Raw genomic sequence first — 12548 nt, 5'->3', positions numbered from 1 at the left:
GCCTCCTGCGCGTCCGGCGACCAGGCCCGCGCATCCCCCACCAGATCACTCACACACCGTCAACGAGCCTGAACTCAAAGCGTTTCGGATCAATAGGCGCCCTATCCGCAGGTCCCTTCCGATGACGCCCCAACCAGGGCCTTCGCACCACTGATCAGGGAGACATGTGAGACACATACCCAGGCGGCTGTTGGCGCCCGTCACCGTCACTGTGGCGACGGCGCTCGCACTGCCGTTGACCCTGCCCGCGCAAGCGGCCGAACCGGCACCGCCGAAGAACGCCGCTCAGTGGCAGGCCCCCGACACTGAGAACGTCCACCACCCCTCCTCCGTGCCTGGCCAGGACCGTGCCGCCGTCCTCGGCGCCACGCACACGAAGTCTACCGACGCTGCCTTCACCACCTCAGGCGACGGCACCGGCTTCCACCTCCTCGTCGCCGACGAGAGCGCCGGCTACGCCTGGAAGACAGCCGCTTCTCTGTCTGAGCCCGGCTTCGACACCGACACCTGGATCGGTAACGCGTGCCTCACCGCGTCCGGGAAACGGGCAGCTGTCGCCTATGCTCCGCGCACCTTCACCAACAAGCCCGAGCTGATGGTCCGCGGAGCATTCACCGCGATCGTGGACCTGACCACTGGCAAGGTCACCAAGCTGCCGTTCCAGGCCTCGCTCGCGTACTTCAGCCCCGGCTGTGGCACGGGCGAGCAGGCCGTGTTCACCCAGCTCTCATACGAGGCCGACAGAGCCCAGCAGACCCGGCTGATCACGGTAGACACCGCAAAGGGCCACGTCGGCAAGCCGGTCGCGTACCCGGGCCAGGTCACCTCGGCCGTCCCGACGAAGAACGGCGTCATGGCCGCCCAAGGCAACCGGCTGGTCAACGCCGGCCCTCGGGGGAAGCTCACCGAGATCACCCGAACCCGGTCGGTCCCGTTCCAGTTGACCGTGGACGCGGAGGGCGGCCTCACCTACATCGACCGCGACCCGGCGACCGACGCGAAGGTGGCGGACAGCGCGACCACGAGCCAGGCGCAGTACCTGGGCGCCGAACAGCTCCGCCGAAGCGGTGCCAAGCCCATCACCGTGGCCTCGGGGCCGTTGACCGCCTGGGATCTGACATCCTCCGCCGACGGCACGGTCTACGTCACGGGCAAGGCCACCACCGCCAAGGGCGCGCTGCCGAAGACGGTAAGCAACCCCGGCGGCCTCGCCAAGGGAGCCCTGCTCTCCAGTCACGGCCGTGCCGCCGTCACCACCGCATGGGCGGACGGCAAAGACACCCGCATCCGCCCCGAGGAAGCGCTGACCGAGCGCACCGTGCGCACCACCCTGCGCCTGCTCGGCACGGGGAGGTCGGTTGTCCTGGACGCCCTGCCCGGCAAGGACCACGTCGGTGGTCGGAAGGCCGCTGAGCAGGGCCGTGCGATCTCTCCGGTGCTCCCCCGACCACGGCAAACGACCGCCGGTGACGCGTCCACAGGCAGGTCGTCCACGCAAGGCACGCTGACAGCGCGGACGGCGGGCGAACTTCTGTCGGGCTCGCCGACTGACCCGAGCGAGGGCGAGAGCGAGCGAACCTGCGCTGTGCCCCGCAATAGCGTGCAGAAGCAGGCGTTCCAGCCGACCCCCCGGCAGGTCGAGTGGGCAGTGGACCAGGCGGTTATCGGCCGCCTGAACCTGTCCCGGGGCGCGAACTGGAAGAACACCGGCACCGGTGGCTACCAGCCGCAGGGTTTGTTCCCGCCTATCGTGCTCGCCGGTGATCCGAACGGGACTCTGGACACCGAGGACGGGACGAACGACCGCTGGCACATCCCGTCGCAGATCCTCCTTGGGGTCACCGCCCAGGAGTCCAACATGTGGCAGGCCACCCGCTACGCGGTCCCGGGTACCACCGCCAACAGCCTGATCGGCAACTACTACGGCGTCGACTACAACCCGAGCGGCACCCAGGCCGACCCTTGGCGGATCGACTGGTCGAAGGCCGACTGCGGCTACGGCATCACCCAGGCCACGGACGGCATGCGCCTGCCGGGCCATGACCAGCCCACCAAATCCGTCCTCCAGCAGGAGGCCATCGCACTCGACTACACCGCCAATATCGCGGCAGGCGCGCAGATCCTGTCGGAGAAGTGGAACCAGACCTACAACGCGGGGATGAAGGTCAACGACGGACACCCCAAGTGGATCGAGAACTGGTTTTTCGCCCTTTGGGCATACAACTCTGGCTTCTACCCGCAGGCCGAGGCCGACAGCGCAGGGCATTGGGGCGTGGGCTGGACCAACAACCCAGCCAACCCGCTGTGGAAGGCCAACCGCCTGCCGTTCCTCGACAACACGATCGGCGGCGACAACTATGCAGACGCCGCCCACCCACAGGACTGGCCGTACGAGGAGAAGGTCATCGGCTGGGCCGGGCACCCCATCACCGCCATGTTCGGCCCCGGTGACATGCAGGCCGGCTACCGTCCGGCGTGGTGGAACACCACGCTCGACCGGGCAAAGGCCAAGCCGCCGCTGAACGCGTTCTGCGACGCGTCCAACTCCTGTGACCCGTCGAAGATCTCCGACGCCGATTCCAACGACCCGGGGAAGGGTGCCTGCACCCTCGACTCCGGCGACAAGGCCACCAACCCGCACTGGCTTCACTGCTGGTGGAACAAGCCGGTGACGTGGAAGAACTGCGGGTCCTTGGCCCAGTGTGGCAATCAGGTTCACCGCTTCAACACCAGTTACCCAGAACAGCCCGACGCCAACTCCTACCCGCCGCGCTGCTCCAGCGGCCTGCCGACGAACGCGCTGATCGTCGACGACGTCCCGAACGGCGTTGTTCCGGCTGGCTCGGACGCGCGCAGTTGCGGGACAGTGAAGTCCGACGGGACGTTCAACCTCAACTACTACATCTGGTCTGACGGAACCTACCCGGGCAAGATGGACACGCACCAGATCGGCGCCGCCTACGGCAACCACTTCTGGTTCACCCACACACGCCAGCCGGACCCGACCTACGGCCACCGCTTGTACATCAACGGCGTGTGGAAGCTCGGCCGGACCATCCCCGGCGGTCAGGCCAAGGTCTACGCGCACATCCCGGACCACGGGGCGCAGACCAAGATCGCCGACTACAAGATCACGACTGTGGATGGCATCGTCACCAAGACGATCTCCCAAGCGGACAATCAGTCGAACAAGTGGGTCGACCTCGGTGCCTACCAGTTCGGCGACACCCGGCCCGAGGTGAGCCTGTCCAACTTCACCAGTGACGGCAACGGCGACAAGGACATCGCCTGGGATGCGATCGCTTTCGTCCCCGGCGACTACTCAGGCATCCCGGCAGACCTCACCTTCGGAGACCCGGACCCGTTCGCCCCGGAGCCGGTGAAGGTCGAGACACCCGACAGTGTCAACGATTCCTTCTTCCAGAAGGCACCCCTGCCGCTTGCCGGGCCGACAGGCGGCGTGGCGAAGTCCGGTGCCCCGATGCAGTCGGCCGACTCCCTGTTCGTGAGGCCCGCGGTGGTCGGTGCGACGTCTGGCGCGGGCGATACCGCGTCCTGCAGCGTGACTCAGAACTCGATCACGTACACCCGGACCCAGTCCTGTGTCCTCGACGACTTCACAATCATCCTGCGTGACACCAACAACACCCAGCTAGGCAGCGCCACATTCATTTATCGCATGGAGATGGACACCGACCCGAACACTGACATCGTTACTCAGACGGCCTCGGTCCGTCTCAAGTCCATGGATGCGGCCGTCACGACGGCTACATTCAACGTGGACTTCCTGTGCCGGGGTTACTGTCAGGTGGACACTTCCCCGTGGAGCGGCTCTACCACCTGGACACGCGGTGACACGCACGAGGCAACCGTCACGTCTCGGCTGAAGTGGACACCGGCTGCCGGAGCGGAGAGCGACGTACTCGTGCCGCACTGGAGGTTCAACGGCCTGGTCAACGGCGGGCCGTGGACCCCGGCAGAGGTAGAGAAGTCCGAGCTCGACATCCGATGCGACATCGAGGTGAAGGCCACGCCGGGCTGCGTCTTCAGCCGCTACAAGCCGACCTACAGCATCAACGCAAAGAAGTTCCCGGCTGTATCGGCCCACATATGGCTGATGCAGAACAAGCTCCCTGGCGGGTACGGCCTACGGGGCAAGGAGCCATTGACGTTCCTGTCCAACGACGTCTATGTGCCCAACCCGCCCACCAGCACCAAGACCCTAGTGGACCACAACCGGGACACGATCTGTCCGGACAAATCGGTTTGGGAGCGGAGTCCGCTGGCCACCATGTCGCCCGAGCTGGGCGCCAACGACGTGCCCAGCTGCGACGAGTTCCCCTTCGCAGCGAGCTGGGAGAGCGCGGCGATTCCGAAGAGCTGGGGCGGAAAGAACCTCGGCTCCGTCACAACAGGCGAGGGGTGCGTGAACACCATTGCACAGCGTGACGCGAGCGGGGTGTGGCGACTTGTCCCGGACTCCCGGTCGCACTTGCCGACCTGGACCGAGCCGTGCGGCCGCGCCAGCATGTCGAACAACCAGAACACGCAGTCCATGTCCCTGTTCCCGACGTTCCGGAGGGACAACCGAGTGCTCGAGGGCGACGCCTACTGGGTCGACGCACCCAAGCCGTAGCACCTCCTGAACGGACGGCGGGGCCCGGTGGATCACCATCGGGCCCCGCCCACGTCTCACTCCCAGACGAGCCGGCCGTCGCGGACCACAGGCCTGAAGCCCCGGGTAAGCCGGTCGGCCACCCCGCTCTCCAGGGAGTCGGCCACAGCGGTCAGCCACAGGCCCGGTGAGGGGGCGTGCCGGCGCGGGTCGTCGGTCTCGGTATAGGCGAGAACGGCACCCGTGGTGGCGTCCAACAGGAGGCCGTAATGGCCGTCGGCGGCAGTGATGGGGATCCAGGAAGGCTGCCACCAGTCCTCATCGCCGATCTCCTCAGCGACGCGCAGGGAGTTCTGATATCGGTCGGCGATGGCGTGGCAGTCGAGGAAGACCTCGGAGGTGGGGAAGATGCAGGACTCCGTGTCCAGCACGGTGCTGCCGTCGTTCAGGCGCAGCCAGGCATCCAGCTCCTCGGGAACGGGGAAGCCCAGGGACTCTTCCAGGAGGCGGACGGCGGCGTCCGTGGCCGGCGGGCACAGCGTCAGGGCGGTGGTGGGCGCATTGCTTTCGAGCCAGCGGACGATCCGGGTCCAGGCGGGGGCGATTTGGTGTGTGGCTTCCATGCCCCCTTTCCTAGCCGACACAGCTATTCCATGAACAGGCCGCGCATGGACACTGAGCCTTTTCAACCTCAGGTTGAGGCGTGCTGAAGGACGACGACGGCCTTCACGATGTCGGTGATTTGGTTGGTGCTGTAGCGGATCTTGCGTAGCAGGCGCCAGCCCTTGAGGGTGGCCATGGCCTGCTCGCCGAGGCAGCGGATCTTTGCGTGGCTGTTGTTGTGCGGGCGCATCACTTGCTTGACCGACGGCCGCGAAACGGCACGCGGACCGGTCGGGCGGCGCCCTGGTGAACGCCAGCGAACCTCTCGAGCGACTTCAGAGCTGGGTAGCAAGGGCATGACAAGGCTCGCCAACTCCTCGTCGCCTTGGCGTCCGTTTCGAAGAGATGTCGAGCCGGATCGGCATCTACCCAGGTCAGGGGTGCGTAGCTGCAGCTCACGTACCGTCCCACCCCGCCTTGCGCAGTCGCTCTGGCTCCACTCCACATCGAGCAGCCACCTCGCCGACGGGAAACGATCTTCAGGTGGCTGGGAAGCGATCTTCAACCGCTTCTGTTCCGCCTGGTCAGGGGTACTCGTGAACAGCCCACAAACGACAGTTCTCGAGTAGCTCTCGAGAATCGTCTCGAGATCCCGTTCAGCCGAAAGGCTGGGCGGGATCTCGGCGTTTGTGGGGTGGATGCGGGGCCGCTCAGAGGAGGAGCTCGTCGGCCGGGGGTGGTTCCGTTCCCTGCCACTGGGACCATCGGCCCGGGATGGTGGTGCAGGCTGCTGCGAGGTGGGGCGGGGTCTTGCCGCGGGCGTGGAGCCAGGAGTCGGCACGCCGGCGAGACCCCGTCCATGAACGGTCGCCAGCCCTCGCGTGACTGGACGACGACAGGCGGGTCGGCTTCCCCCAGGTCGTGCAGACGCACGCCCCAGAAGGCGTCCCCCAGGTTCTCGCCGCGGAAGCACAGCACACCGCCGAGGTCCTCGTGCACGAAGAGCTCCGGGGGAGTGAGCGTCGCTTTCTCCGTGGGCTGGGGTCGTGCCCCTCCCGCTGTGGCCGGGGGTGATTCGGCCGCAGCGGGAGGGTGCACCGGTCAGGCGCCCGCGGCCACCGTTGTCAGCCAGGCGTTCCAGTCGGCCTCGTAGTCCAGCGAGGTGAGGAAGGTGCGCGCGGCGGTCCAGATTCCGGTGCGGTAGTGGCCGAGCAGCGTGGCGACGTCGGCCGGGTGGTTCTCGACCATGTAGCGGGCGGCGAGGTAGCCCCAGTTGTAGGTGCGGTTGACGTCGCTGTTGGCGTAGGTGGTGTCGAACAGCGTGCGCAGGGAGTACGTGTGCTTGCCGGCCTCGGCCACCGCGTTGGCGTAGGTGACGCCGCGGTAGGAGTAGGAGACGTACTCCGCGATGCCCTCGCCCCACCACACGGTGGGTGTGGTCTGGCTGGCGCCGAAGTCGCCGTAGAGGTCGTAGCGGCCGTCGAGGTAGTGCGTGTACTCGTGGTTGAGGTTCCAGATCTGCCAGCCGGGGCTCACGTCGGTGCGCTCGTAACAGATGAAGCGGGGCTGGTTGCCCGTCGCGGAGGGGTCTCCCTCCAGGTACATGCCGCCGTTGTTGGTGTCGATGCCGTAGATCTTCCTCGCGTAGGCCTTGTAGTCGGCGCTGGAGTTGAAGACATCGACCTCGAGGGTGGTGTTGTAGTCGTTCGCGACCGGGCCCGAGTCCCTGACCACGCCGTGGAAGTACGCGTCCTGGTTGGCCAGGCTCGCGCAGGTCGCCGTCAGTTGGGCGGCGGTCATCTCCTGGGCCCGGATCCGCAGCGACGGGCTGCAGTTGTGGACGATCGGCAGGATGCGCGCTTCCAGGCCGCCGCCGGCGGTGGCCCCGGGCGCGCCCTTGGCGGTGCCGTGGGCCGGGCGCTGGGCCGGGTCGGAGAAGGCGTGGTCCGGCTTGGGCTCGGCCGGGGCGGCTTGGGCGGCCTGGGCGGGGGCGGCCGCGACGGCCGATATGAGCAGGGCGGTGGCGATGGCCATGGCGCGCAAGGTTCGCTCCTGGGGATGGGAGGAGGGGCCCCGTCCGTGACGGGCTGCGCTGTAAAATGGCACATGTCACATAGCTTTTCAATGCTGTTCACCGGATGCGTCCAGCCCGCCGTCGAGCCCGCCGTCGAGCCCGCCGTCGAGCCCGTCGTCGAGCCCGTCGTCGAGCCCGCCGTCCAGCCCGCCGTCGAGCCCGCCCCTCGCCCCCGGTGGGAATTGGTCTGGTTTCTGACGCTATTTCGGGCTCCGTCCGAAAAGCGTTCTCCAAGATCATTTTCTGCTTCGCGGGGGAATTGCGGGGGAATTTTGGGGCGACTTGAGCGACATCTTCCGCCGAGGCCCAGGGCTCAAGTTCACCTCAAGTCGGTGGCGGTGGGCGGCGTGAGTCATCATTCTTTTGCCGTTCACGGATCGATGCTCGGCGTTCGCAAATTTGAGAGGTACACGTGACTGCTGCAAGACCGCGTGGTGGAAAGAGAAGCAGAGGCCCCGGAGGCAGACGGCTGATATCCGTCGCGCTGACAGGCGTCCTTTCCGCCTCCGTCCTCATCACCCTTCCCGGGCTGGCTCCGCCGGCCGCGGCGGTATGGGAGAGTCCGGTCGATACCGGGGAAATCAGCGAGGAGGACTACGCCCTCGAACAGGCCCAGGCCACGGGGCAGCCCTACGAGCTGGAATCGGCCAGGACCGAGACCACCGACACCTGGGCCCAGCCCGACGGCACCTGGACGGTGAACCGGCACGGAGCCGCCGTTCGCCTGTTCCGTGACGGAGCGTGGGTCGCCACCGACCCGACGCTGGTCCGCGACGTGGACGGATCGGTGAAGCCCAAGGCCTCGCTGGTGAACGTGACGTTCTCCGGCGGCGGTACCGCTCCGCTGCTCTCCGGGGTCAAGGACGGGCGTACGCTCACGCTCAACTGGCCCACCGCGCTGCCCGCGCCCACGCTGGCCGAGAACGTGGCCACGTACGCCGAGATCCTGCCCGGCGTCGACCTCCAGCTGAAGGCCGAGGTCGAGGGCTTCTCGCAGCTCCTCGTGGTCAAGACCGCGGAGGCCGCGCAGAACCCGGCGCTGGACAGCCTGAAGTTCAAGTTCGACACGGTCGGCCTCAACGTCTCGGTGGACTCCGAGACCGGCGGTCTGACCGCGGTGGACCCCTCGGGGCACGCGGTCTTCTCGAGCCCGACGCCCCTGATGTGGGACTCCACGACGTCCACCAGCGAGCCGGTGCAGCCGGCCGCGGGCGCTCAGGCGTTCTCCGCCACCGCCGAGGGAGGGACGGCGGCTGACGGAACGACGGAGCCCGCGGACAGCTTCGAGCCGCCGCCGGGATCCACGGACGCGCCGATGGCCACCGCGGTCGCCGGTGACACCCTGGAGATCACGCCGGACCAGGCCATGCTGGCCGCCCCCGAGACCCAGTACCCGGTCTTCATCGACCCGCAGTGGGCGTGGGGCGAGCGGCAGAACTGGACGCGCGTCTACAAGCAGTACCCGAACTACTCGTTCTGGAACTCCACCGACCCGATCCGGGTCGGCTACGAGGCCCAGACGGGCGGCTCGAACCGTGTCTCGCGCTCGTTCATCCAGCTCGACACGAGTGACGTCATGGGCGCCGAGGTGAAGTCGGCGACGTTCCGCGTCAAGAACACCTGGTCCTGGTCCTGCCAGTCCCGCCCCGTCGAGGTGTGGCACACCGCGGGCATCACGTCGAGGACGACCTGGAACAACCAGCCGACCCGGCTCACCAAGCTGGCCACGGTGAACGACTCCAAGGGCTGGAACCCGGAGATCGAGGGCTGCGGCGCGGGGAACCTCGAGTTCGACGTCACGTCCAAGGTCAAGGCCCGCGCCAAGGAGGGCTCGAAGGGCCAGGGCCTGGCGAACATCACCCTGGGTCTGTACGCCTCCGACGAGACGGACACCTTCGGCTGGAAGAAGTTCGACCCGAAGACGGCCACCCTCGAGATCAAGTACAACACCCTGCCGAAGCGCCCGGAGGGCCTGGGGACGTACCCCAAGACCGACTGCAAGACCGGCGGCGTCATCGGCAACACGCGGGTCAGCCTGTACGCCAAGCACTCCGACCGCGACGCGGGCAACCTGACGGCGCGCTTCGCGCTGTACAGGTCGGGCACCGTCGCGCCGATCCGGACGATGGACCTGCCGGCCCTGAAGGACAAGGTCACGACCTGGGCGGTGCCCGACGCGGACCTGCCGACGGGTGACTACACCTGGAACGTCATCACGAGGGACAAGGACCTGGCTTGGGGTCCGACGTCGGTGACCTGCAAGTTCACGGTCGACCGCACGCGTCCCAGCAACCCGCCGACCATCACCTCGACGGTCTTCCCCAACGGTGAGCTCAAGTGGCCCGCGGGCACCGGCAAGGCGCGGACCCCCGGCGCGTTCACGTTCGGCCCGAACGGGGTCGGCGACGTGGTCGCGTACCACTACTGGACGGACACCGACCCGGACGTCACGCCCGTCACCGCGGGTTCGCCGGTGGTGACCATCACCCCGCCGAACTACGGTCCGCACTTCGTGTACGCGTACAGCGTGGACAAGGCGGGCAACCGCTCGGACACGGCCACGTACATCTACTACGCGGCCACCACGAAGACCCGTGACGTGGCCTTCGACCTCAACGGTGACGCCACCCGCGACATCTGGGCCGTGGACGGCAACGGCACCCTGCTGACCTACGGCGGTCAGGGCGGTGGCGAGTTCAGCAACGCCACCAGCGGCGGCGGCTCGTTCGCCGGCAAGCAGGTCACGACCTTCGGTGACTGGGGCCAGGACGGCTACAACGACCTGGTGACCCTGGAGTACGACGAGATCGAGAAGCGCAAGCGGATCTTCGCGTACGAGAACAACGGCTTCGGCCGGATCGATCCGGACAAGCGGACCGAGCTGACCGTCACCTGCCCGGTCAAGAACGAGGACGAGGGCTGCCCCGGCGAGGGCACCTGGACCGGTGACGACCACTGGTCCAACGCCGACCAGATCGCCGCCCCCGGCGACATCAACGCCGACGGCCAGCCCGACCTCCTGGTCAAGCAGGGCAAGCTGCTCTGGGCCTACTACGGCAACCGCGCCACCAACGACCTGGACCTCGGCTACACGCGGTCGCCCACCCTGGTCGGTGGGACGAACTGGGACAAGTACACGATCATCACCCCGGGTGACGTCAGCTGGGACGGGCTGCCGGACCTCTGGCTCCGCGACGACGCCACCGGCGACATCCTGCTCGCCTGGGCCGAGTACGCGCCCGACGGCGGCCTGAACGCCGCCACCTGGGGCCTTCCCGAGAACCTGTTGAAGATCGGCACCGGCGTCACCAAGGCCGCCTTCCCGGTCGTGGGCTCCTCCGGCGACATCACGAGCGACCCGACCGAGGACCTCCGCGCCGAGCTCTGGGCCCGCCAGGCCTCGGACAACGCGCTCGTCGCCTGGAAGGGTCACGCGCCCTCCGCGACCAGCACCATCCAGTTCGGGTCCCGCTTCACCATCGACGGAAGGACGGGCGGCGCGTTCATCCCGACCGGCACCGAGATCCCGTCCGGCGGGTCCTACACCTCCAACGCCGCCAAGCTCACGATGCGCACCGACGGCAACCTCGTCGTGACGTCGAACACGGGCGGCGTGCTGTGGAGCTCCAACACCGCCGGCAACCCCGGCGCGAAGGCCATGCTGCAGTCCGACGGCAAGCTCGTGGTCACCACGGCCGTCGGCGCCCAGCTGTGGACGTCCGGCGTGGCCGCCCTCAACGGCTACGCGGTCCTTCAGGACCGCGGCAACCTGGTCGTCTACGACGCCGCGGGCCGCTCGAAGTGGGCGACGAACACCGTCGTCCGGCAGGACTACGACGGCGACGGCCGCAGCGACATGGCGACCTGGTACTCGTACTCCGACGGCAAGGACGCCCTGCACACCTTCAAGTCCAACTCGGACGGTACGTTCGCCGCGCCGTTCAAGTCCTACGAGTCCCTGCCGGACAGCTGGAACATCGACCGGATGCAGTTCGTCTCCGGCGACTACAACGGTGACGGCCGCAGCGACATGGCGGCCATGTACGACTACGGCAACGGCGTCGTCAAGCTGTTCACGGCGCTCGCCAAGGCCGGCGGCGGCTTCAACGCCCCCTTCTCGTCCTACACGTCGCAGAAGGGCGGCTGGTACGGCGCCTCCACGACCCTCCAGTCGGGCGACTTCAACGGTGACGGCCGGGACGACATCGCCGCCTGGTACAACTACTCCGCCGGCAACGACACCATCTTCACCTTCACGGCCAACGTGAAGGGCGGCTTCAACTCGCCGTTCGCCTCCGCGCAGCTCCAGGCGGGCTGGTGGGACGTCAACGCCAGCAAGTTCGCCACCGGCGACTTCAACGGTGACGGCCGGGACGACATCGGCGCGCTCTACGGGTACCCGAACGGGGACCTGAAGATGCACAGCTTCCTGGCCCTGTCCAACGGCGGCTTCAGCAACATCAGCCTCCAGTCCTGGGGCGGCACCGCCACGAGCTGGGGCAGCTGGTCCCGGACCAACCTGCACGTGGGCGACTTCAACGGCGACGGCCTGGACGACGTCGGCTTCTGGTACGACTACTCCGACGGCAGGGACGCCCTGTTCAAGCTCCCCGCCAACGCGTCGCGTGACGGGAAGTTCGCGACTGCCAGCACCAAGGGCCTGGAGATCCCGGCCGGCAACTGGTACTACCAGGGCGCCAAGTACACGTCGGGTGACTTCAACGGTGACGGCCGGGACGACATCGGCAGCGTCTACGGCTTCTCCACCGGTGAGTTCAAGGCGTTCACCCACCTGTCGAACGCCACGGGCTTCGACTACCACAAGGCCGGCTGGAGCACCCTCACCGGCTGGTACTGGCCCAACGTCACCCTCCTGAAGCCCAACAACTAGGAGGAATGAGCCCGCCAGGGACACATCTGGCGGGAAACGAGGACAATGCCCGGGAATTCATTCCCGGGCATTGTCCCTTTTTCGGCTTCTTTTTGACCGGTCCGAGTGGCGCCCGGATGCCGGAGTCGCCACCCTTTGTCGCGGTGCCGGTCTTCCCGTTCTGAATTTCTCAGATCTACCTCAAGTCGCGAACTTCACGGTGCCCCGAGTGGCTAGCGTGCGGTGACATTCGCGTACCCATGAGAGGTGGGGTGTGAGAATTCACCGCATACACGCCCCCGCTGGGGTGTGTGAGGCCACCCGCGTGCGTCAAGCCACCCGCGCGCCTGGTCACCCGCGTGCCTCAGGCCACCCGCGCGCCTGGT

The 12548-nt window shown here is 67.3% G+C and carries 4 protein-coding genes and 1 pseudogene; 2 read left to right on the top strand and 3 right to left on the bottom strand.

The genetic code is table 11. From position 1 onward, the window contains the following. Positions 1–190 precede the first annotated feature (190 nt). The gene (locus ACWFR1_RS24745) at positions 191–4636 is read left to right on the top strand and encodes a golvesin C-terminal-like domain-containing protein (protein WP_453554623.1); all 4446 of its coding nucleotides are present in this window, start codon (positions 191–193) and stop codon (positions 4634–4636) included. A gap of 56 nt (positions 4637–4692) precedes the next feature. Here ACWFR1_RS24745 and ACWFR1_RS24740 read toward each other — a convergent pair whose 3' ends face one another. The 3 genes and pseudogenes from ACWFR1_RS24740 to ACWFR1_RS24730 form a co-directional block, all read right to left on the bottom strand. Next, positions 4693–5238, bottom strand: coding sequence for an SMI1/KNR4 family protein (locus tag ACWFR1_RS24740; protein WP_453554621.1), 546 nt, complete (start codon positions 5236–5238; stop codon positions 4693–4695). Between the two features lie 68 nt (positions 5239–5306). Further along, positions 5307–5527, bottom strand: a pseudogene (locus tag ACWFR1_RS24735) (transposase family protein); the annotation flags it as partial. A 792-nt stretch (positions 5528–6319) separates the two neighbouring features. After that, positions 6320–7252: a collagenase gene (locus ACWFR1_RS24730; RefSeq protein ID WP_453554619.1), complete on the bottom strand. Its 933-nt coding sequence runs from the start codon at positions 7250–7252 to the stop codon at positions 6320–6322. 452 nt (positions 7253–7704) lie between these two features. Here ACWFR1_RS24730 and ACWFR1_RS24725 point away from each other — a divergent pair, with 452 nt between their 5' ends. After that, complete coding sequence (locus ACWFR1_RS24725) at positions 7705–12183, top strand: FG-GAP-like repeat-containing protein (protein ID WP_453554617.1); 4479 nt, start codon at positions 7705–7707, stop codon at positions 12181–12183. Positions 12184–12548: the final 365 nt, after the last annotated feature.

The organism is Streptomyces sp. NPDC055103 (assembly GCF_053607625.1).
The sequence above is the reverse complement of the archived record's forward strand: the minus strand, read 5'-3'. Positions and strand labels throughout refer to the sequence as shown.